Origin of the sequence: Bacillus sp. FSL W8-1143 (assembly GCF_037965155.1) — a bacterium.
In the GTDB taxonomy this organism is placed as follows: domain Bacteria; phylum Bacillota; class Bacilli; order Bacillales; family Bacillaceae; genus Bacillus; species Bacillus pumilus.
Genome location: NZ_CP150182.1, coordinates 3,087,843 through 3,110,600 on the forward strand (window position 1 = coordinate 3,087,843; position 22,758 = coordinate 3,110,600).

Here is a 22,758-nt window from a genome sequence, read left to right on the forward strand (position 1 = left end):
TTTAATTTTCAAAAAATCTTCTGTATGCCTCGCTTTCAACTAAAAAAGCACCTGCCATGTTTCTGGCAAGTACTTCTTTTTAATCATAGCGCTTCCGCAGTGTAGATGATGGAAGATTCATTTGTTCACGATATTTCGCAATGGTTCTGCGCGACACTCGGATGCCAAAGGTTTGCTGTAGCTGCGTCATCATTTGCTGATCTGAATACGGTTTTTTCTTATTTTCCGTTTGGATCAGCTCTGCGATGTACGTCTTGACTGTGTAGCTGGACGCCTCTTCCAGCGAGGGTCCTTCTAGCTTTGCTTGGAAAAATTGCTTCATTTCCATGAGGCCATAAGGGGTTTGCACCATTTTCCCTTTCACCGTTCGACTGACTGTTGACTCATGCACTTGCAATATATCTGCGATCCGCTTCATCGTAAGCGGTTTCATTTTATGTTTCCCTGTAAGGAAAAAATCTGTCTGGTGTAAGATAATCTCACGAACGACATGGGTCATCGTTTGTTTTCTTTGCTTCAGCGCTTGGACAAGCCAATTGTACTGTTGCTCTTTTTCCTTTAGATACGCATATGCTTCATGCCGCTTTCGGTCTTGAATCATGGCGAAGTATCCTTCATTCATTTCAACGTCTGGGAAAGCGCGCTGATTCAGCTCAAATGTGATGTGGTCCTGCACGACAGTTATCGTTACATCTGGCTCTATATACACATGGTCTTCTTCGTATGAGAAATGGATGCCGGGTCTTGGTTCAAGCTGCGACACCTCATCTTGTACCGCTTGAAGTGTTTTCATGGAAATGCCTGTTTTCGCCGCGATTTCCTTCCAAGCCTTTCTTGCAAAGAGAAAGAAGTGCTCATCAATGATCAGCTCGGCTTCATACCAGCGCTCCTTTTTTCTTCTCAGCTGAAGCAGGATGCATTCTTGTAAAGATCTTGCGCCAATACCGGCAGGCTCTAGCGATTGAAGCTGATGAAGGACGGCTTCTACTTCTTCAGCTGACACCTTTAAGACAGCTGCCATCTCGTCAACCGGTTCATTTAAATAGCCATTAGAATCAATGGACTCAATCATAAAGTGAAAGATCCTTTGATTCTTTTCACTTAGATTTAAATCAATGGCTTGCTTCTTTAAATACATTTGCAGGCTTTCTTTTTGATGCGTTCGATATGGCTCTGTCATTCGATCTTGAGATTTTTTATGATAAACTGGTTGATAGCTGTCCGTGTCTTTCCGCTCAATCAGAGGGTTCTCAAGCGCTAACTGGTCAAGATACTCGCCAAGCTCAGTGCTATTCAGCTGGAGCAATGTAATGGCCTGCCTGAGTTCTGGTGTGAGCACCTGCTTTAATACCTGTTCTTGTTGCAGATTAAGGCTCATTGTCTCCCCTCCCTCTCATCATTTTACATGAAGATTGACGGACCGTATATACGAAATAGGAGTGATTCCCATGTCTGAACTTTTTTCCGTTCCATACTTTGTTGACAACTTGAAACAACACATCGCCATGAATCAAAATGAAAACAAGATTCATGCCATGAATGCCTATTACCGCTCAGTGGTGTCAACGCTTGTACAAGACCAGCTGACCAAAAATGCTGTGGTTTTGAAGCGAATTCAGCACCTTGATGAGGCGTATCAAAAGGTGAAAAAAGAAAGCGAATGAACGAAAAAGAACACCCTTTGTCACGATGGCAAAGGGTGTTTTTCATTTGCAAAAAGCTTCCGATCCAGCCTTGATTTGTACATCATCAAAAAGCCAGAACGTCCTACAGTATAGATGATAAAAGCAAACCATAATCCGTGATTGTGCCAAATAGGCGTAACTGCTGCTTGAACAACGATAAACAAGATCATCGCAAACAGCATCGAATTTCTGACAGGGGCAATTTCTGTCGCACCTGTAAATACGCCGTATATGACCAAACCGAAACAAGCGGCAAACGGATAGAGAACGAGCCAGTCTGCATAGCCTAATGTCACATCAAGAAGCCGGGGAAGATTTGTAAACAAGCCCAAGATCGGCTCTTTTAAGAGGAAATAAACCGACGCAATGACGCATGCCATGACAAGTGCCCACTGCCTTGAAAGGGTTAAGGTTCTCTCATAAAGGGTGCGGTCATTTGCACCAACTGATCTGCCCACAAGGATGCTGGATGCATTGGCAAAACCATCGAACAAATAAGCCATGATGTAGTGAATTTGAAATAAGATGGCATTGGCCGCAAGCATTTCTGTTCCAAAAGAAGCACCTTTAGCTGTAAACATGTTAATCACAACAAGGAGACAAATCGTCCGAATAAACAAATCTTTATTCACATGAAACATTTTCTGCACTGCCTGTGTATCCATGATTTTCTTAATAGAAGGCATTTGGAACCCGTTTTTTGAATGCTTCATGATGATCCATGCGCCTAATACAAAGGCGGTTAATTCAGATATCAATGTCGCAGCGGCCACCCCTTTGACTGCAAACGAAAACACATGAACAAGCAGAAGGGCAAGGACCATATTCATGACATTGATCAAGATTTGTAAAGAGAGGGCTTCTTTCATTTTTGCCATCCCCATCAGCCAGCCTAATATCACATAATTCATCAAGGTAAACGGCGCACCCCAAATCCGAATATGAAAATAATCTGCTGCAAATTGCCGAACATCCGCAGAGGGAGAGATCACTAGAAAAGCAGATTGAATAATGGGCCATTGCAGGGCAATAAAACAAAGGCCGACAATGATAGCGATTAAAAAGGGTCTTAGAAAAGCAAATACACCCTGCTCTTCACTTTGCGCCCCGTTTGCTTGAGCGGCAAAAGCAGATGTACTCACCCGCAAAAAACCAAAGAGCCAATAGAGTGTACTGAAAATGAGACTGCCAACTGCGACGCCTCCAATATAAGCGGGATTGGCAAGCTGACCGACAACTGCTGTATCAACAGCTCCAAGTAATGGAGTGGTCATCGTTGAGATGGTTAAAGGAATGGCTAAAGCTAAATACGCTCGATGGTTCACGATGCCACCTGCCTTTCATGAAAAATAGCCTCTCTAAAAGAGGCATTGATGAAATGAAGATTTATCGAACCGGTCTGCCAATTGTTCGAGACAAAGGATGGTCTGCGAGCATTGCATCTCTCATCTTTTGCACCGCTTTCTCTTCTGATGAAAAGAAATCATCCTTTGATTGAAATTGAGCAACAAGTTCACCTTGATCTAATATCGCCAATTGATCACTTAAGTGATAGGCTGCCGTCATATCATGCGTAATAAATAAGTAAGCGACACCTAGTTCCTTCTTTAATTCTACTAATAAATCTAAAATGACACCCTGTGTGACCATGTCTAAGCTGCTGACGGATTCATCCAGTACGACGAGCTTTGGCTGCAGCAATAAGGCTCTTGCAATGTTGATTCTTTGCAGCTGGCCGCCGCTGAATTGATGCGGATATTTAGACAAGTCCTTTTCACTGAGCCCGACTCTTTCCAGCCAATGGATCAGCACGCTTTTGCGTTCTTTTCGGCTCATGGTTTCATAGTTTTCAAGCGGCTCGGATAAAATTTGTTCGACTGTCCACCTTGGATTTACCGCCGAGTACGAATCTTGAAACACCGCTTGCACATGCCGGCGATAATGTTTGCGTGTTCTTTGATCTGCACAATATATATCTTGCCCTTCAAAAAGGACCTGACCGGCTGTTGGCTTCTCTAGACCAAGTATGATACGGCCTAGCGTGCTTTTCCCTGCACCGCTTTGCCCCAGCAATCCGACGCACGTGCCTTCTTCAATGATTAAATTGACGCCGTTTAAGACTTGATCTGCGCCTTTTCTTCTCATCAGAAACGACCGGCTGTTGTATGAATGACTAACTGCTTTCACTTCTAATAAATGCAAGGGCCTTCTCACCTCAAATCGGGCAAACAGCTGGGATGGATGGACGAGCTGCTAATAGTTTCTTTGTATAATCATGCTTGGGGTTTTCAAAAAGCTCAAGGACTTCTGCTTTTTCAACCATTTCTCCTTGTCTCATGACAACAACCTGATCTGCCATTTCTGCAATGACGCCAAGATCGTGAGTAATGAGCAAGATGGCAGTTCCATACTCATGACGAATGTGGTTCAGATGTTCAAGCACCAGCTTCTGCGTGTGTACATCTAAAGCAGTTGTTGGTTCATCTGCTATGAGGAGAGGCGGGTGCATACAGGCAGCCATGGCAATCATGACACGCTGCAGCATGCCGCCGCTTAGTTCAAAGGGATACTTGTTTAACAGCTTGTCTGGCTGCGGCAGATTCATCTGCGCTAACGCATCGACTGCCTTCGCTTTTGCCTGCCTTTTACTGACAGCGGTATGCCGGCGGATGGTTTCAATCAGCTGATGACCGATCGTCCATACTGGCGTAAAGCTGTTCATTGGATTTTGCATGATATATGAGATGTCCTTGCCCCGAATAGAACGCATATCCCTTTCACTCAGACCGATCAATTCTCGTCCTTGAAGTGTGATGCTACCAGTGACATCGGTTGTTTTTCGGTCAAGCATATGTAAGATCGACATACTTGTCACCGTTTTCCCGCAGCCGCTCTCACCTATTAATCCAACGATTTGACCTCGCCCTACTTCAAACGATACGTCCTGAATAAGAGAGGTTGTTCCATAAGGCGTTTTCGTCTGCACATGCAGGTTCTCTATTTGTAAAATGGACTCTTGCACATTGATCATTCCTTTACACACGGCGTTTGATACCATATTTCTCTGAAAGGGCTTCTCCTAGTAAATTAAAGAGGACGACGACAGCCATGATGACAAGACCTGGATACAGCATCAACTGAGGATTTGTTTGAATATACGATTTCCCTTCATGGATCATCGCTCCCCATTCAGGCATAGGAGGCTGAACGCCTAATCCGAGAAAGGACATCGCTGAAATGTCCATAATCGCCCAGCCCATTTCAAGTGTGCCAATGACCGCGAGTGGCGGCAGGACATTTGGAATCATATGCTTTCTCATGATGTTCCAGTGGGATGTCCCGCTGATTTTCGCAGCGGCAATAAAGTTCTGTTCTTTTAAACTCAGCACCATTCCTCGGAAGACGCGAGCATAGTATACCCACTGCACAAGCATCAAGGCAAGCACTACTTGAGAAAGTCCAGGACCGAAGATGCCGACTAATCCGAGGATCAGCACCAGGTTCGGGAATGCCATGATCCCGTCGCAGATTCTCATTAAGACGTGATCGATCCAGCCACCTTTGTAACCTGACAACAAACCAACGATTAACCCAATCAATAAAGAAGAGAGAAAGATTAATAACGCACAGCCTAGTGAAACACGTGCACCATATAAAATTCGAGATAAATTGCATCGGCCTAATTGATCTGTCCCAAGAGGATACTCCCACGAAGACCCCTTTAGCTTCATCGCTAGATTGACAGCCGCCGGATCATGTGGAGCGATCCACGGCGCACATATTGTCACAATCAGCAATAGACCAAGGAGCACCACGCAGATCGAGATCAGCTTTTGATGAGAGAAGAGATATTTTCCTTTTGTCATCATGACTGGCGGCCTTCCTTTCTGGAAATACGGGGGTCAATGATCAGCTGAAGTAAGTCCACAATCAAGCTGCTCAAGATAAAGATACATGCTGCCATGAGGACATAGAATTGAATGACCGGCAGATCCCGGTTAAAGATCGCTTCAATAAAGAAGCGTCCAAACCCTGGCCATGAAAAAACTGCCTCTACGATAATGGTTCCTGTCAGCAGCTTGCCAAGATTCACCCCAAGCCCTGTCAGCATTGGCGATATCGCAATTCTCAATACATGCTTGAACATGATTGACCGTTCCTTTAATCCTCTGATTCTCGCATATTGAACAAACGGCTCTTGAAGCGCCTCACCCACACTTGATCGTAATAGCCTTGTATACGTAGCAATTAAAGGGACGGCCAGTGTGACCGACGGCAGAATGAGATGCTCCCATGTTCCCACCCCTTCTACCGGTAGAAGATCAAGCTTCACTGAAAAAAAGAAGATGAGCAAATACCCCAAGACAAACGTCGGGATAGATGCTCCTAAGAAAGAAATGAGCCGGCTCACATGATCAACGATGCCATTTTTCCTCATGCCACTGAAAAAGCCGAGTGGAATGCTGACACAAATTGCAATCAGTAGACTAGTCAGCGCCAATTGAATCGTCGCTGGTATTCTATAGATCACCTCATTGAGCACAGGCTGGTTGGACATATATGACTTGCCAAAATCAAGATGAATGACTTTTTCAATGGTGTGAAGATACTGCATATAAAACGGTTGATCTAAACCAAATTCACTTCGTTTTTGCGCTAATATTTCATCCGTTGGCTGGATATGAGCCGCTGCTAAATATGCCTCAGCCGGGTCGACTGGCGAAAGGTGAATCATACCAGTCGTGAAAAGAGTGGCTAATAAAAATACAGGGATGATTGATAGCATGCGTTTGACGATATAGCGGCCCATTTCCTAACCTTCCTTCTATTACTTCAGCTTAATACCTGTGAATGGATGTTCGTCGCGATTTGCTGGGAACTCAAAGTCCTTCACATTTTTTTGATAAACGGCTGTCTTTTTAAAATAAGAGATTGGCACAATTGCCCCTTGATCCTGTAATGAAGATAAGACAGACGAATAAAGTGCTTTTCGTTTGTTTTCATTGGTTGTTGATGGAATTTCGCTCATTTCTTTGATCAGCTTGTCCTTATTTGGATAGGCTGAAATGGCTTCTTTGAATCCAAAACCATCTGATGAGACGACGTTCATAAATGTATGCGGATCATATGGCGCTCCGTAGTTGCTAAAGAAGTTCATATCAAACTTGTTGGCTTTAAAGCGCTGCACCTGTGTTGCCAGCTCCACACCTTCAAGTTTGACACCAACGCCAATGGCACCCCATTCTGCTTGAAGCGTCTCAGCCATCGCTTTTTGAATCGATTCTGCTGAATCATACATCATACTAAATTCAAGCGTTTTTCCATCTTTTTCACGAACGGTTTTTCCTTTTGGCAGTGTCCAGCCTGCTTCATCCAGCAATGCTTTCGCTTTGTCTACATCATATTGGAACGACTTCACCTTAATATCAGAAGTGTAAGGCATGTTGGTCGGCAATATGTGATCTGCTTCATCCTCTAAGCCAGAGGTGACACCTTCAACCATTGATTTCTTATTCATAGCATATTGAAGGGCATGACGCACTTTCTCATCTGACAGCTGATCCACTTTTGTGTTCATGACAAGCTGTCTCGTTGCAACTGGCTCTGACATTTTCGTTTCGTACTTACCGCTCGCCTCTAGCTGTTTGTAGGCATCAAGGCTAATGGTTCCTTCTCCGTAAAGGACGTCTACATCACCTTTTTCAAATGCCATGACTCTCGTTTCCGCATCTGGGATGACCTTGACTTTGATTTCTTTGACCTTTGGTTTTTCTCCCCAATAATGATCATTTCGTTCGAAAATGGCATAGTCATCTTTTTGATATGTTTTTAATACCCAAGGGCCTGTCCCCACTGGTTTTTCAATTCCTTTTGACGTATCTCCGTTTTTAGGGAAGCCTGCTTCGCCTAAGAAACGAACTGGGCGGACAACGGCTAATTCTTGAACAGTTGGATAATATGGCTCTGTTAATGTGAGTTTAAACGTTTTCTTGTCTACTGCTTCTGTCTTTTTGATTTTTTTTATCACACCTAACCAGCTATGTATATCCTTGTTTTTTAAGATGGAATCAAAGTTCTTTTTCACAATGTTTGCATTAAACTCAGATCCATCTGAAAATGTCACTTTGTCTCTTAAATGGAACGTGTACACCTTGCCATCCTTTGACACATCCCATGATTTCGCTAATTCAGGTTTTAGCTTTCCATTCTTTTGATAGCTGACCAATGGCTCATAAATCATTGATTGCGCGAACAATTGTGATGGGTTGTATACGTGCGGATTCATTTCGCCAATATCTCTCGGCCAAGCCATCGTGATCATGTCAGGATGATCCTTGTTTCCATCTGCTCCATTGTTTGCTTGAGAGCAGCCTACTAATAAAAAGATAAGTAAAAATGTAAACACAGTATTTATTTTAATTTTCGGAAAAAATTGGCTCCAAATAGACATAAGATGTTCCTCCTAATTGATGCTGATAATCATTTTCATTTTAAGGAGGAACAACCCCGTTGTCAATAACATATTTAAAACGATATGACAACAAAAAATCCTAATTATTCCATTAGTTGATGAATTTGATAAAAAGAGAGGCAGGCTGCTTACAAGTGAGCAGCCTGTGAAGAGGTGAAGTTTTTTTCTCGCAGGGCATGACGAAGTGTGTCAATGATACGATCCTGTTCAGCGTCTGTCATACTTGTTCCAGAGGGGAGACAAAGCCCTGTTTCAAATAACAATTCAGATACGGGAGTGCCTTTCGCCGCTGAATAAAAGGGACAATCACGAAAGAGCGGCTGCTCGTGCAGCGGCTTCCATACACGTCTTGCTTCAATCTGTTCTTCTTCTAGTGCAGCAATAATGTCCACTGGAGAGGTATTTTTATCGCGATCAATAGTCAATGTCGTCAGCCAGCGGTTGGACTTGGTGTCTTGATATTCAGGCATGAAATAAAGACCCTCTACTTTAGATAACGCCTCCTGATAACGCCTGAAAATGCGGCGCTTTTGTTCAACACGCTCGTCCAATATTTCCATCTGAGCAATCCCGACGCCTGCTAGCAGGTTGCTCATGCGATAGTTGTATCCTATCTCTTGATGCTCATAATGCATCGCGCGTTCTCTAGCCTGTGAAGCGAGAAAGCGGCAGCGTTCGATCGCAGCTTCATCATCACTCACAAGCATTCCGCCGCCTGATGTTGTAATGATTTTATTTCCATTAAACGAATAGACACCGAACCTGCCCATTGAGCCGCTTTTTTTTCCTTTATATAGAGAGCCTAACGATTCAGCCGCATCCTCAATGACTGGTACATCATATGCTTCACACAACGCCAGAATCTCGTCCATTTTTGCGCTTTGTCCATATAAATGCACGACAATGACAGCACGGGGTCTTTTTCCAAGTCGTTTTGATTCCACAAATGCCTTTTCTAAAGCAATCGGGCACATATTCCATGTATCCCTTTCAGAATCAATAAAAACGGGTGTCGCTTGTTCATATAAAATCGGATTTGCAGTTGCAACAAATGTGAGGGTGGAACAAAAGACAATGTCCCCTTTTTGAACGCCAATAAGCTTTAAGGCGAGGTGAATTGCTGCTGTTCCAGAAGATAAAGCCGCTCCTGCATCCACTCCTGCATAGCGCGCAACTGCCTGCTCAAATTCATTCACAAGAGGTCCAAGCGGTGCAATCCAGTTGCTCTTGAAGGCTTCCTCTATTTTCAAATACTCTTTTCCGCTCATATGCGGTGGTGATAAGTAAATTCGTTTCCTTTCTTGCATCATTTCCCACCCTCTCGCCGATCTTTGATTTCTATTGCAGGAATGCCTACAGCGACTTTCTGATCGTGTATATCTCTTGTTACTGCGGCTCCTGCGCCAATGAGTGTCCAGCTTCCGATCGATGTCCCGGGTATCACAACAGCACCTGCTCCAATATGTGTACCCATTCGTACAGACACACAGCCAGTTAACACTGCTCCCGGTGACAGATGGACAAACGATTCCAGTATACAGTCATGCTCTACGATAGATCCTGTGTTGATAATCGCATGTTCACCGATTGCTGCATCTGCTTGAACTACTGCCCTTGCCATAACGACAGCTCCTCTTCCAATGACTGCTGATGGACTTACGACCGCCTGTGGATGGATGAGTGTGGCAAATGCCGTGTTTTCAAAGGAGAGGCGTTCCTTTACTAACTGTCTGCTCTCATTTTGTCCGATCGCAATCAGCCATTTCATATGTGGCATTGTCTCTCTCAGCTGTTGACTCATGGAGATCGGTCCATACAAGATACTGCTTTGAGTCGTCGTCTCTTCAAATTGATCATCTAATACGGCACATAATGAGTAATCGGGATGGGCAGCAATCATTTCTTGAATGACTTTGCTATGCCCGCCAGCCCCAATTAAACCAATCGGTTGCTCTTTATATATCAGTTCCTTTGAATTTTTCAGCTGTGGCATGATGCGGCTGCTGCACCCCCTCTGTTTTGATGACTTTCAGCAAGGTCATCCATAAAATTTTCATATCAAGCCAAAATGATTGATGCTCGACGTACCAGAGGTCATAGGTGAATTTCTCCTCCCAGGAGATCGTGTTCCTTCCATTCACCTGTGCCCATCCAGTAATGCCAGGCTTGACAAGATGGCGCCTTGCTTGCTCCTCTGTATACATCGGCAAATACTCCATCAGAAGCGGCCTTGGTCCAACAAGACTGAGCTCTCCTTTTAGGACATTGACTAGCTGCGGCAATTCATCAAGACTGAGCTTGCGAATCAATGCGCCCGTTTTAGTTAATCGTAGATGATCTGGCAGGAGCACCCCGTGCTCGTCACGTTCATCGGTCATCGTCCGAAATTTATATAGCATAAATGGCCGGCCATACAGACCAGGCCGCTTCTGCCGAAACAACACAGGCGTCCCAATTTTCCACCGAATCAGTCCATAAAGCAGAGGAAAAAGAAGACTGCCTGCGATGAGCAGCGTCAATGCCACCATCACATCTAACATTCTTTTCATCATGAAATCTCCTTATCTCACTAGCGGGAAACAGCTTGTTTTACCTTGTGCACCAGCTGCTGCCGCTCTCGTTTTGTTCCTGCAAATTGATACAAGTAGCCCATATAGAGAAAGAAACAAAGACCGCCAATACAAAACAGCTCCCACCAGGACGTCACGTCATAAATCGCTTGGATTCCTGCACAGACGCCCCAAACCATGAGCGCTCCTGCAAGTGGAACCATCGTATGTTTGTAAAAGATGGTGCGTTTCTGATTCGTGATGCGGGCCGTATAAAATGGCAGAAACACGATATTTTTGATCAATAAAACAATCGCTCCCGCTGATGCAATGCCGTATAAACCAAGCTGAAGCGTATGAGTCAATCCATAGGCAAAAAGTACATTGGATACACCTAATATGAGCGTGACCACCGCTGGAACCTTCAATCGATTAAAAGCGGTCGGCACATATGTCAGCGGTAAAAACATCAAGGTCAAGCATAAATAAGCAGCATGAATCATGAGAAGCCATTTCAGCTCTTCAAAGGCAGGTCCAAGCCATAAAAGCATGAGCGGACCGGCAAGTCCTCCTAGCAGAGCGGCCGGAAACGCGACAAATAATCCGCTCCACTTAATGGCACTGGCTGCATATTGGATGAGACCGTCTTCATCTTGATTCGAGTAAAATTTCGTAATCGTTGGGGCAAACACAACCGCCAATGTCCCTGCGAGTGTGCGTAATAATAATGGAAATTGTAATATCGCCGCATACTGTCCCGTCGCTTCCGCTCCAATGAGCAGATTGGTCATCAATAAATCAATCTGTAAAAATAGTAAAATCCCCATTTGCTCAAAAGAATGCCAGACCCCTGATCGAACAAGTGTGAGACTAGAAGATAGTGAAACGTGCCGCCACTTAAACGAAAACCAAGGAATAAGCTTTTTAAAATAATAGATACCAATTCCCATAGCCGCCAAGCTTCCTATCACAGCCGCAAGTGGAATATGCCAGATGGCTGGTGCCGTCCATGTAAACAGCAGCACAATCATCAGTGCCCTCAAAAACATTTGAATGGCCTGACCAATACTTGATACATATAACTTATTCGCATAAAACGGCGCAGCCCCAATGCCGGACATGACAAAATTGAGCATAAATAAAAGACCCCCTAATATAAAGGCGGTCTGTGTGTCTTTTGCGAGATAAATAGGCACATGAAGCCACTCTACCAGCTGGCGGGACATGAATAGACAAAACAGAAAAAGGCTAATCGATAAAAAAATGGAACTGACGAAATAAGATGAGAGATAGCGCTGCGCCTTCTCCATTTCCCCTTTATGAGCCGCCACAGAAAAAAAGCGCACCACCACAGCACTTAATGACGCCGTAATAACCGATAAATAGTTGATCATATTTTGCGTCAGATGGATTAAGCCGAATGCTTCGACTCCAAGTGTATGAACGATGTACGGTGTTAAACAAACAGACATAAGCATCATCAAGACAAACGTCATGATGTTTGCACTGGCATTGTAAAGAAACGCTCGATTCATTTTGATTTCACGCAGCGTGTAAAAGCCTTCATCCAGCTTCCTCTCCCTTTTGTCCGCTCGTTTTCATCAGCTGATGAATCGCCTCTTTCACAGACGCCCCATTCGGTTCTTTCAATAGCGTCAAAAACGGAAGATGAGCCACCCATTCATACCCTTCCATCACCTTATGATCAAACGACCTGAGGACAACACACGGTGTTTGCGTAATCGCACAAAAAATCATACCGTGAAGCCGGTCTGTCACGACCACCTGCGCCTTACTTAACTCTGTCCATAAGGCAGATAATTCATCTAAGCGAGTCGTTCGATCCACTCGTTTGCCAATTGTCGTTGTGATCAAATCGACTTGATCATACGTCTCTTGAATTTGCTGCTTTAGCTGCCGCCGCTCCTTTTCGGTGAGGTACGCTTCCTTATCCTCTCGCAAACAAAGTAAAACCCCTTCACGTTTTTGTTCCTTGGTTGATTCATCTAATGTCAGCACCATATCAGGCTGTTTCCACACATCTTGATCAGGGAAGTGCTGCTTCATCCAAGTGTAGGTTGTTTGATCTCTTGCCATGAGAAGCAGCCTCGGATGGTGTTTGTATGTTTGAATAGCGCGGCGTTCCTCTCTTTTTCCTCTCTTTGTTTCTGTAAAATGGGCAGTGGCCGGCAGTTGAATCACCGGATAGGACTTGAAGGTTTTCATGATAAATTGTCTCGTCCATTCTTCATAACGGTATAAGTCCCCCATATTGCCCCCACCGATGATACAGACGATGTCTTCCGGGTGCCGCATACGCTTTAACGGACGGGCGAGGCGATAGATCTCTTTCATGTCCACTTCCATGATGTCATAGGCGGGAAAGTGCTCTTTTAAAAAACAATAACTCGCATAGGCAATCGCATGATCCCCTAAATTATCATGTCCTGGCAGCAGCGTGAGAATGATTTTCTTCTGATGACTCCGCTCTGGCAGGCTTTGGCGGCTCAGTCGATATTCAAGCGGATATTTAACCTTTAAGAGCAGCCACTCTGCGGCGTGCGCCTTCAATTGCTGCAATGTCAATCTCATCACCCCTATTTCCTTGTTTGATATTCGATCCATTTTTGATAGCTAGAAGCGGCGGCAGAAAGTGGATAGACCAGCCGGCACTTCGCAAGGAATAAAATCATTCGCTTCCGCGCGGTGAGCTTCGATGGCTCCACTTGTTTGACGGCATGCTGAAAAGCCTCGTGTGTCACCATTTCCCGCATATGATCAAGCTTTTCCCGAAGAGAGAGTGCATTTTGGCTCTTCCATTCGTTGAGCATACAATGAAGAGTGTGATTGACAATAAAAAAATCAAGTGCCTTCTCATACAGAGAGATGTCATCATATTCTGTCAAAAACAAGCGCTGTGCATGATAAAAGGTTAGTCCATGATGAAAATACTGCTTTTGATATCGCTGCACAATAGAAGATAGATGAACACGGTAGTAATAAAGTGGTTCATGAACAAAGGCAATACTGTGTGATAAAGAAAAACAGCGCAGCGTCACATATTGATCTTCTATGTTCTCAAGTTCTCCCCGCAACGGAAATCGAATGTCGTGTTCTTCGATAAAGGCACGCCGATACAGCTTATTCCATGAAAACCCCGTCATGTCTCCGTGCAATAACGCTTCAATTAAACTCGTTTTTTCGGCCGACCGCTCGGCTAACAGCGTCGTTGGTATGGTTCGCTTTGACTGTTCAAATTGAATCCAGTACTCACTGATAACTAAATCTGCGCCGATCATTTCAGCTTTTTCATACAAGGCTTCGCAGTAATGAGGCGCGAGAATATCATCTGAATCAATAAAGGCAATATACGTGCCCTTTGCTTCTTCGATGCCCCGGTTTCTCACAGCGCCTAACCCTTGATTGGTTTGATGAATGACCCGAAACCGCTGATCTTGTGCAGCAAATGCTTCAAGATATTCTCCGCTGTGATCTGTAGATCCATCATTCACGAGAATAACCTCTATATCTGAAAAACTTTGATCTGCAATTGATTGAAGGCATTGCTCCACATACTGACTCGTATTGTAGACTGCGACCAATAGACTGATAGCTGGCATTACAACATGCCCCACCTTTCTCAAAATCTACTTTGTAAATATCGTCCTGTACGGTAACACAGATGAATCGAACGGCATCAGCATGATGCTGTACAGAATATAGCAAACAGCAATCCCTACATAGATAAAAACATTAGACCGCTGATCAAAAATACGTGTGAAATACGGCAGTAAAATAAGCTGATACAAGCCAAAATAAATATGAAATCTTGCATAAATGACATCCTTGGTGGCAAGGATGCCAAACAAGAAACCGAGCAAACAAAAGTTCACAACGTAATCACTCTCAGGCGTCAGCTCACGAAGCCGTTTTCGATAAAAGAACGCAAGCAAAAGCGGCAAAATCAATACACCGATTTTTGTCACATTCATTCCATTTGTATTCGTTGTGAGCCATTCCTCGTAATGCCCATATGAACTGCCTTGCAGCATTACGACAAACACGGAAATAAAGCGGTCATAAAGAGCGGTTAACCCTAAGAAAATCATGCATAAGACCAGCATCATCCAAGACCACGATTTTGTTCTCACGATAAAATACACAGGAATCATGATGAGAGCCGATGAATGAAACAATGAACATACGAGGACGAGCGGAAAATACAATTTCCACTGACCATTGATCACAAGACGGATGGCATAAAAAAGAACCGCCGCCACCATATACTGACGCATGCCATTAAACGAAGCGTAATAATGAAAGGTGCCGAGAAAAAGCAGCATACTCAGCTCAAAGGGACGACCATATTGAATGAGCGTCTTGATGATAAAAAAATAAGTGATCGCCCCAACCGAGATATACATGATTTGCGGATCATGGGACAGTTGATTGAGCATCCATAAAATAAACGTAAATCCTGGGTCAGTGGCCGCCTTGTCCACACCAAATCCGAATATGTGCCAAGGCTTTTCATAATTGATGGAGAACTCATACATCTGTCCATATGTGACAAAATCGGTTCCTACTTTGTACCGAATACCAGCGACAATACAAAGAAACAAAAACGGAAATAACACGAGAATCTTGTTAGGCCGCCATCCGCTTTGAATGGTATCATCACGCCTGCCGTAAAATGCGGCAAAGCTCGACCATAAATAGACCATGATCATGTTCACCAAATATACCGCCATCTGCCATTCCTTCCTTACAATCCATATCCTTTCATCACACGTGTGATGTTCTGTTTGACATCAAATCCTCTTTGTTCAAGCTGGTACGTAATGGTCTCTTGAAGAGGAGGCTCTGCATGATACGCTTCAAGCACCGCCTTCATCCATTCATGCGCGGAATCCCGAAGCGACATTCTTTTCACAAGACCGCAGCCTAAATCTACTTCCTCTGTAATATGATCTGAAATCACACAAGGCAATCCAGATGCCTGTGCTTCCACTAAAACGAGTGGAAGGCCTTCAAACAAGGAAGGCATCACAAATACATCAAATGCTTTCATATAGTCTGGAACGTCCGATACAACACCTGTAAAGACAATGTTGTCTAACAAACCGGCCTTTTCCGCATATGATTCAACCACCTGCCTCAGCGGTCCATCCCCTACAAGGACAAGCTGAAATGAGACCCCCTGCTTCTTTAAGGTCTGTGCCAATTCCATAAAAAAAACGTGATTTTTTTGTTCATGAAAACGACCAATATGACCTATCACCATACTCTTTTCCTGAAGACCAAGCTGCTTTTTGATCTTCACCTTTTCTTCTGGATCAGGCTGAAAGAAAAGGGATAAATCAATCCCATTCGGCAGCACCTCAACCTGTCTATTCTTCATTTTTTTCTGCCCAAATAAAAAGGAGCCGGCATCCTCACCGCATGCAACAAGCTTTGTAGAAAATGCAAAAATCAGCCGGCGAAACCCTTTGAGCATCATATGGTCTACCCAATTTGGCGACTGTTTCCAAGCTGTATTATGCGAATGACAAATCCGCACCTTTACACCCGCCAATTTCGCAGCAAGGGCAGAGAAGCCTGTTTGAAAATCTGTATGTGCATGCACTGCTTGATACGGTCCTGTTCGTTTGATCGTCTTTGTCAATGTTCTGACAAATGCCAAAGGAGAGGATGCCCCAATACTCGGGACGTAAAAGATACGTCCTCCGAGCCTCTGAATTTCCTCATCATAATCACAGACATCCTTCCGGTGGGTAATAAAGTCAAATTGGAGGACATTTCTATCAAGTGCACGATAGATGTTCATGATCATCGTTTCAGCTCCGCCGCGGTTCATCCCGCCCACAATATGAAGTACACGCTTTGGCTCACTCATCCCGAATCGTCCTCCTTTTCAACAAAGACGCCTCCAGCTTCCGCTGGTGATAAAATTTCATGATCTTCGGTGATAAACAGGCGCGGACCACCGGCTTTAGCGCAAACAAATAATGAACCGGCGACAATTTTAATAACCAGCATGCTTTCAAAACGAGCCAAGCATTGTCTATCGAATATTGAAACTTACGACGCTGAAAAGCCGCTTCATCCTCTCTCACAAGGTATAACGGCTCTTGTAAATTAAAGCCTTTTCTCCCCGTAGCAAAAAAACGGATCCACAGATCAATATCTTCCATCCGCCTCGTTGTTTTCACAGAGCGATATCCATTTAAAGCCTTGTACGCAGCAGCCCTCATCATAATGGTTCCATGACAAAAAGGCGTCCCTCTTGCCAGCACTTTTCGATCAGGCTCTGAAATCAGTGCACGTACCCCTTTTGTACCCGATTCATCAAACACCGTCATCGCCGTCCCGACCACATCATATTCAGGATGTGATTCAAGGAAATGCACCTGTTTTTCTAAACGATCAGGTACTGATATATCGTCGCCATCCTGCCTTGCAATCAAGTCTCCCCTCGCTTCAGCTAGACAGCGATTCAGACTGGCAGCGAGCCTTTGATTATGCTCATTGCGGATAAGGCAAATTCTTTCAGGTTCTCGTTTTGTATAGGACAGCACTTTTTCATAGGTGCCGTCTGTTGATGCGTCATCACATATGATGAACTCCCAGTTGTCATATGTTTGATGAAGAATGGATTCAATACTTTCTTCTACTGTGTCTTGGCAATTGTAGACGCCCATGATGATAGACACCTTTGGCTTATGCATGCTCACATCACCTTCTCTGCTTGATCCATATAAGTTGTATAAATTTCTTCCATAGCACTCACCGTCTGCTCCTGTGCAAATGCATGGGCTAAGGAGCGCCCCGCTTTTCCCATGAGGGGCAGCTGATCTCTTTTGTGATAAAGCTGGTGCAAATATTCAGCCAAGTCATTCACATCATGCAGTTTGACTAAAAAACCATTCACGCCATGTCTGATCAACTCACAGTGTCCTCTATTCTCTGTTGCAATGACCGGCTTTTCCGCAGACATCGCTTCAAGCAGATTCATGCCGAGCCCTTCTCTCAAACTAGTCGACACACATACATCACTCAAATGCATCCATTCCTCAATTTGTTTGCAAAAACCAGCAAAGTGGACATGCTTTTCAAGATGGAGCTCGTGAACCAGCTTTTCATACATCGGCCTCATTGCCCCTTCACCGGCAAACACGACCTTCACATTTGGTATTTTCCTATATAGCTGGGCACATGCTTTGATGAGCATCCCTTGGTTTTTATTCGCATTTAATTCGCCAGCGCACAGCACAATAAAATCTTCTGAAGAAAAGCCATGGACTGCACGAAGACGCTGCTTCTCTTTTGCATTAACTGGTGCAAATCGTTTCATATCCACACCCATACCAGGAACGTAATAAACAGATGCCCGCTCTTTTGATAGACGATCTGCTCTTTTAAAATCCTCTCCATTAATGGTGATCAGAGCGTCTGTATGGCGGGCGAGCCATCGCTCAATCGGATAATAGAGCAGCCAGTTTTGAAGCGGTGCTCCTTGCCAAAAGTGAAAGCCATGTGCTGTGTAAAGAACCTTCGTCCCTTTTTTGCGCGTGCTTTTGGCTGCTAGTCTGCCAATCACACTTCCCATTGGTGTGTGGCAATGGATAAAGTCGTAGTGCTCTTTCGCTAACAGCTTCTTCAGCTCCACATACGCAAACCGGTTGTGCACATGAAAAGGAGATCGCTGAATCGGAATCGAGTGCGCTTGATCCACATAGGGAAGCTCCAGCTGACCATTTGCCGCTGTATGCACTTCCCATCCTTGTTCTTGAAACCACCGGAAATACGGAAGGTGAAATGCCTTAAAATGATAGTCAACCGTTGCGCAAAACAAGATTTTTTTCTTCATTGGCAAGTGCTTCCCCCTCTCTTGTCATCTGTTCAGACAACAAATCATGCGATTCGATGGCAGCAAACAATGCTTCTCTCATTTGCTCTTCACTCATCATGTCAAATTCATGGATAAAGCGGTTCAGCACATATGGGTCTCCATCCAGCGCATGGCCGATATGAATTTTCGGGAAAATTTGTTCCTGTGCTTTTTCATGCTGGTTGAGTAGTTCCTCATACATTTTCTCCCCAGGGCGAATGCCTGTGAACGTAATCGGAATCTGGTCTGTGGTGTAGCCTGAGAGGTGAATGAGGTTTTCTGCGAGGTCAACAATTTTCACTGGCTCCCCCATATCTAATACAAAAATCTGTCTTCCTTCTGCCATGGCACCCGCCTGAATGACAAGTCTCGATGCTTCTGGAATGGTCATAAAATATCTTGTCATGGCTGGGTGCGTGACCGTGACCGGCCCGCCTTGTTCGATCTGTTTCTTAAAAATTGGAATGACGCTTCCCCTGCTTCCGAGTACATTTCCAAACCGAACCGCGACAAATTTTGTGTCACTGCTTGCCCCCATTTGCATGATCAGCATTTCAGCAAATCGCTTTGTGGCGCCCATCACATTGGCAGGATTGACCGCTTTGTCAGAGGAAATGAGGACGAATGTTTCAATGCCATGCTCATGTGCAGCTTCTGCGACATTTTTTGTCCCGATAATATTGTTTTTCACTGCTTCTTTTGGACTGATCTCCATGAGCGGGACGTGCTTATGTGCCGCAGCATGATAAATCATATCCGGCTGAAACTGACCAACGATTTCACTCATTTTCTGTTTATCTTGGATATCCGCAATTTGCGGATAGAGACTGATGGTGTCCCCATAGATTTCTTTCAGCTCTAGTAAAATAGAATGAATGCTAAATTCTCCATGTCCCACAAGCACAATCGCTTGAGGAGCAAACACACAAATTTGACGACAGATTTCTGACCCAATCGATCCGCCTGCCCCTGTGACCATGATGGTTTTCCCCTTTAAATGGACAGATAGACGGCTCGAATCTAATTGAATCGGTTCTCTACCTAATAAATCCTCTGGCTGTACATCTCGTAATTGATTCAGCGCATGGGTTCCTTTTAAAATCTGCTCCATCTCCGGCATGATCTGCGTTTTAACCCCAGTCGCTACGCATTCCTTATACAGCCCTTTTAACGTATGGCTGCTTTTGGACGGAATGGCGATGATGATCTTTTGAATATCCATCATCACAACAGCTGTTTGAATCTGTTCTTTCCCCCCTAGAACAGGCAGTCCCATGATTTCAAGCCTATGCTTCGTCTTGTCATCATCTATGAAGGCGACTGGCTCAATATGTACATCACTCGATTGCTGAAGCTGACGAACGATGATGGTTCCAGCTGATCCGGCGCCAATGATTAAGGCCCGCTCCTTTTCTACCTGCAGCCGCTTTGCCCCATCATGTAATAGCCGGGACGCCATTCGAGATGCACCGATGAATAATACGTGAAAAAGCCACACGATGAATAAAAAACGGAAGGGCCATGTCTGCACGAAAAGGTACAGCATTGCCATTGAAAATAAAAAAGAACATACAAAGGTCTTCATTAAAGAAAATAGCTCTCTTACCCCTGTATAAGCCCATACTTGCTTGTACACGTGAAAAATATACGAAAACAAATGGTGCCCAATGAGTAGACTGAGCGAAGAAATGACGAGCATTTCAAATGTATAAACAGTTAACGCCGCTTCTTGGACAAATTGAAAACCAAAAAAGACAGCCACTAAGATGAGATATGAATCTAGTGCCACGATGATTGATAATCTTTGGGCGTAAGTCAACGCTCCTCCCCCTTTTTAAAACATCACTATTCTTACGTAAAATGGGCATCAAACCCGTCCTCACATCCCACTATTGATGACGAGCATCTAAGGCATTGGTCATGCCCACAGCAGGATCGAGTGCCTCCATTGTTAAAGATTAGGAGACATCACCTATCAATCTTGTTAATACATATACAGCCTTCCCTTTTTCTCTTTCTTGCCATTTAGCATAGCCCCAAGCAGTTTACCTGTTGTCCCGTCTAACACTTCTTTTGATTTCTTGACCGCAGCTATCTTGGTTTTGCCGCTTAAGACAACAAGAATGCTTCCATCTGTCCGGTTCGCCAGGATCTTTGCATCGGCTACTGGCAGAAGCGGCGCAGAATCAACAATCACCATGTCATATTGCTGTTCAATTTCATAAAACAGCTGCTTCATGACAGAAGAGGAGAGCAGCTCAGCTGGATTCGGCGGAATGGTTCCACTCGGAAGCAGCTCTAAATGTTCAATAGGTGTGGGTAAAATAGCTTCCTCCAAGCTGCAATTATTTAATAGCACATTGGTCAAGCCCGTGTGATGACTCAGGTCAAAATATTCATGAACAGCCGGCTTTCGCAAATCAGCATCCATTAGCAGCACCCGCTTTTTCTGCTGTGCAAAAACAGCTGCTAGATTTGCAGCCGTAAATGATTTCCCTTCCTTCGGCAAGGAGGATGTCACCAATATGGATTTCAGCCTTGTTTGGATTGATGTGAATTCGATGTTCGTTCGGATCGTACGAAATTGTTCAGCTATGACAGAGTGAGGATCTAATACAGAAATACAGGATAAATCTCTCTTTTCTCTTTTCTTTCTCTTAAAGATCAATGTTCTGTCCTCCCGTTATGACGGACTGCTTGTCTTTTTTTGCCCTCCTGTCTGCCTGCATCTGATAGACGCTACCGAGCGACGGCAATCCGATCTCTTCTCTTATTTGATGTGTTCGTTTTACAGTATCATCGAGTAGGTTCATTAAGAAAATGAGTGTTATCCCCCCTAATAAAGAGGCGCCTAGTGCCAGTACGATATGAACGAATTTTCTTGAATTCATGAGAATCGTATTGGACAGCTTGGCTTCAGACAAAACATTAATGCGATCCATATTCATGGTTTTTTTGATTTCTTCTTGCAGCGCCTCTGTTGCAGTATTCGCGATGGCAACTGCCTTTGCGCGATCCTCATCTTGCACAGAAATATTGATGACCTCAGACTCATTTTCTGTACTTGTGGCAATTTTGTGTTTTAATCCTTCAGCTGATTCTGTGAGATTGAGTGTTTCTTTTACTTTTTCAATGACGATCGGACTTTTTAATAAAACTTGAAAGGTACGTGTATATTGAAGGTTCATCTGAATATCGTTTAAGTTCGCTTGTGCGTCATTACTGCGTTTATGAACAAGAATTTGAGTGGTTGCCTGATATACAGGAGTCGAGACATAGAACTGATAGTAGGCTGAAATGCCCGTTACGATCAGGACAATCAGGATCAGAAGGGCCATTTTCTCTTTAATGACAGAAAACAGCTGCTTAAAACCTATATTCTCATTCATAGATACCTCCCGATTTCATCATAAAAAGGTTATATATGGTTTCTTTTTGTTAATGATTGGATTATAAAAGATAATACCCGCAAAGAAAAATGTCATAATAGGTCTTATAGTTCTTTTTAAAGAACGAAATCGTTCGTTTTCTTTTGTTTACTTCCTAATTCTTACGTTTTTGAATTTTATAAAGAACAATTTATTTCTTATAATGAACGAAAAGGTCGCAGTACGATTCGCCAGGAAGAAGGGATGATCGAATGATAGGAAAGGTGATACGCATTTACCGAAAGAGGAAGGGATACTCCATTCAGCAGCTGGCTGAAGATGCCCATGTTTCTAAATCGTATTTGAGTAAGATAGAGCGTGGTGTCCACAGAAATCCATCTGTCCAGTTTTTAAAAAAGGTATCCTCTTCGCTAGAGATTGATTTACAAGAGCTGTTTGATGCAGAGACGTTGATGTTTCATGAGTCTGAGAGTGGTGAACACGAATGGCGGGAGCATATCGTCAATGCCGTCCAATCCGGCATGCCAAAAGAAGAACTCTATCAGCTGCTCCAAACGTACCGAAAGGAGCAGGAAGAAAAGACGTTACATGTCACTCATAGAAAGTTGACGGATTCGAATATAACAGAATGGAAGCGTCTGATGAGTGAGGCGAAAGCTATCGGCTTAAGCATTGAGGAAGTAAAAGCATTCCTCGCCAACATGGGAGAACGACGGGCGTAAGCCTTTCAGGAAGAGTCAAATTGCGGGGAGAGGCGTTTGACGCTTCGCTG

22 protein-coding genes are annotated in these 22,758 nt (G+C 44.1%); 2 read left to right on the forward strand and 20 right to left on the reverse strand.

The features are described 5' to 3' along the window. Positions 1-79 precede the first annotated feature (79 nt). Positions 80-1,378: an RNA polymerase factor sigma-54 gene (gene rpoN / locus NSQ36_RS15895; RefSeq protein ID WP_113387377.1), complete on the reverse strand. Its 1,299-nt coding sequence runs from the start codon at positions 1,376-1,378 to the stop codon at positions 80-82. 70 nt (positions 1,379-1,448) lie between these two features. Between rpoN and yvfG the strand changes: the two genes are divergently transcribed. Continuing rightward, positions 1,449-1,664, forward strand: coding sequence for a protein YvfG (yvfG, locus tag NSQ36_RS15900; RefSeq protein WP_339206084.1), 216 nt, complete (start codon positions 1,449-1,451; stop codon positions 1,662-1,664). A gap of 20 nt (positions 1,665-1,684) precedes the next feature. Here yvfG and NSQ36_RS15905 read toward each other — a convergent pair whose 3' ends face one another. The 19 genes from NSQ36_RS15905 to NSQ36_RS15995 all read right to left on the reverse strand — a co-directional run bounded on the left by NSQ36_RS15905 (position 1,685) and on the right by NSQ36_RS15995 (position 21,986). Then, entirely contained in the window at positions 1,685-3,010 is a 1,326-nt protein-coding gene (locus tag NSQ36_RS15905) for an MATE family efflux transporter (protein WP_339206086.1), read from the reverse strand. 61 nt (positions 3,011-3,071) lie between these two features. Next, complete coding sequence (gene nikE, locus NSQ36_RS15910) at positions 3,072-3,887, reverse strand: nickel import ATP-binding protein NikE (RefSeq protein ID WP_339206088.1); 816 nt, start codon at positions 3,885-3,887, stop codon at positions 3,072-3,074. A gap of 13 nt (positions 3,888-3,900) precedes the next feature. Then, the gene (locus tag NSQ36_RS15915) at positions 3,901-4,716 is read right to left on the reverse strand and encodes an ABC transporter ATP-binding protein (protein ID WP_170965970.1); all 816 of its coding nucleotides are present in this window, start codon (positions 4,714-4,716) and stop codon (positions 3,901-3,903) included. A gap of 4 nt (positions 4,717-4,720) precedes the next feature. Next, positions 4,721-5,554, reverse strand: coding sequence for a nickel ABC transporter permease subunit NikC (nikC, locus tag NSQ36_RS15920; RefSeq protein ID WP_003213255.1), 834 nt, complete (start codon positions 5,552-5,554; stop codon positions 4,721-4,723). Continuing rightward, positions 5,551-6,495 carry a nickel ABC transporter permease subunit NikB gene (gene nikB, locus NSQ36_RS15925; RefSeq protein ID WP_226804103.1) on the reverse strand — a complete coding sequence of 315 codons (945 nt, stop codon included), beginning with the start codon at positions 6,493-6,495 and terminating at the stop codon, positions 5,551-5,553. Before nikB ends, nikC begins: the two co-directional genes overlap by 4 nt. A gap of 18 nt (positions 6,496-6,513) precedes the next feature. Next, a complete protein-coding gene (gene nikA, locus NSQ36_RS15930) occupies positions 6,514-8,136 on the reverse strand; it encodes a nickel ABC transporter substrate-binding protein (protein ID WP_050944217.1) in 1,623 nt (540 codons plus the stop codon). Positions 8,137-8,285: 149 nt separating this feature from the next. Further along, positions 8,286-9,464: an aminotransferase class I/II-fold pyridoxal phosphate-dependent enzyme gene (locus NSQ36_RS15935; RefSeq protein WP_137054513.1), complete on the reverse strand. Its 1,179-nt coding sequence runs from the start codon at positions 9,462-9,464 to the stop codon at positions 8,286-8,288. Further along, on the reverse strand, positions 9,464-10,150 hold the full coding sequence (locus NSQ36_RS15940) for an acetyltransferase (RefSeq protein WP_339206091.1): 687 nt from the start codon (positions 10,148-10,150) through the stop codon (positions 9,464-9,466). The genes NSQ36_RS15935 and NSQ36_RS15940 overlap by 1 nt, the downstream gene beginning before the upstream one ends. Beyond that, positions 10,113-10,706 carry a sugar transferase gene (locus tag NSQ36_RS15945; protein WP_321999516.1) on the reverse strand — a complete coding sequence of 198 codons (594 nt, stop codon included), beginning with the start codon at positions 10,704-10,706 and terminating at the stop codon, positions 10,113-10,115. Before NSQ36_RS15945 ends, NSQ36_RS15940 begins: the two co-directional genes overlap by 38 nt. A 20-nt stretch (positions 10,707-10,726) precedes the next feature. Continuing rightward, the gene (locus NSQ36_RS15950) at positions 10,727-12,241 is read right to left on the reverse strand and encodes an MATE family efflux transporter (protein ID WP_321999517.1); all 1,515 of its coding nucleotides are present in this window, start codon (positions 12,239-12,241) and stop codon (positions 10,727-10,729) included. A gap of 28 nt (positions 12,242-12,269) precedes the next feature. Next, on the reverse strand, positions 12,270-13,298 hold the full coding sequence (locus NSQ36_RS15955) for a polysaccharide pyruvyl transferase family protein (protein WP_309215965.1): 1,029 nt from the start codon (positions 13,296-13,298) through the stop codon (positions 12,270-12,272). Positions 13,299-13,303: 5 nt separating this feature from the next. Beyond that, entirely contained in the window at positions 13,304-14,326 is a 1,023-nt protein-coding gene (locus NSQ36_RS15960; RefSeq protein WP_339206094.1) for a glycosyltransferase family 2 protein, read from the reverse strand. A gap of 27 nt (positions 14,327-14,353) precedes the next feature. Then, positions 14,354-15,457, reverse strand: a complete 1,104-nt coding sequence (locus tag NSQ36_RS15965; RefSeq protein WP_003213102.1) for an EpsG family protein — start codon at positions 15,455-15,457, stop codon at positions 14,354-14,356. 14 nt (positions 15,458-15,471) lie between these two features. After that, entirely contained in the window at positions 15,472-16,602 is a 1,131-nt protein-coding gene (locus tag NSQ36_RS15970) for a glycosyltransferase family 1 protein (RefSeq protein ID WP_321999519.1), read from the reverse strand. Further along, complete coding sequence (locus NSQ36_RS15975) at positions 16,595-17,434, reverse strand: glycosyltransferase (protein WP_339206096.1); 840 nt, start codon at positions 17,432-17,434, stop codon at positions 16,595-16,597. The genes NSQ36_RS15970 and NSQ36_RS15975 overlap by 8 nt, the downstream gene beginning before the upstream one ends. Positions 17,435-17,436: 2 nt before the next feature. Beyond that, positions 17,437-18,576, reverse strand: coding sequence for a glycosyltransferase family 4 protein (locus NSQ36_RS15980; protein ID WP_309215971.1), 1,140 nt, complete (start codon positions 18,574-18,576; stop codon positions 17,437-17,439). Next, a complete protein-coding gene (locus NSQ36_RS15985) occupies positions 18,542-20,416 on the reverse strand; it encodes a nucleoside-diphosphate sugar epimerase/dehydratase (protein WP_335343193.1) in 1,875 nt (624 codons plus the stop codon). Before NSQ36_RS15985 ends, NSQ36_RS15980 begins: the two co-directional genes overlap by 35 nt. A gap of 165 nt (positions 20,417-20,581) precedes the next feature. Next, entirely contained in the window at positions 20,582-21,265 is a 684-nt protein-coding gene (locus NSQ36_RS15990) for a CpsD/CapB family tyrosine-protein kinase (protein WP_003212774.1), read from the reverse strand. Then, positions 21,255-21,986: a Wzz/FepE/Etk N-terminal domain-containing protein gene (locus NSQ36_RS15995; RefSeq protein ID WP_251190791.1), complete on the reverse strand. Its 732-nt coding sequence runs from the start codon at positions 21,984-21,986 to the stop codon at positions 21,255-21,257. The genes NSQ36_RS15990 and NSQ36_RS15995 overlap by 11 nt, the downstream gene beginning before the upstream one ends. Positions 21,987-22,237: 251 nt before the next feature. On the opposite strand from NSQ36_RS15995, the gene NSQ36_RS16000 reads away from it, so the two are divergent. Beyond that, complete coding sequence (locus tag NSQ36_RS16000) at positions 22,238-22,708, forward strand: helix-turn-helix domain-containing protein (RefSeq protein ID WP_050944236.1); 471 nt, start codon at positions 22,238-22,240, stop codon at positions 22,706-22,708. The last annotated feature ends 50 nt before the right edge of the window (positions 22,709-22,758 follow it).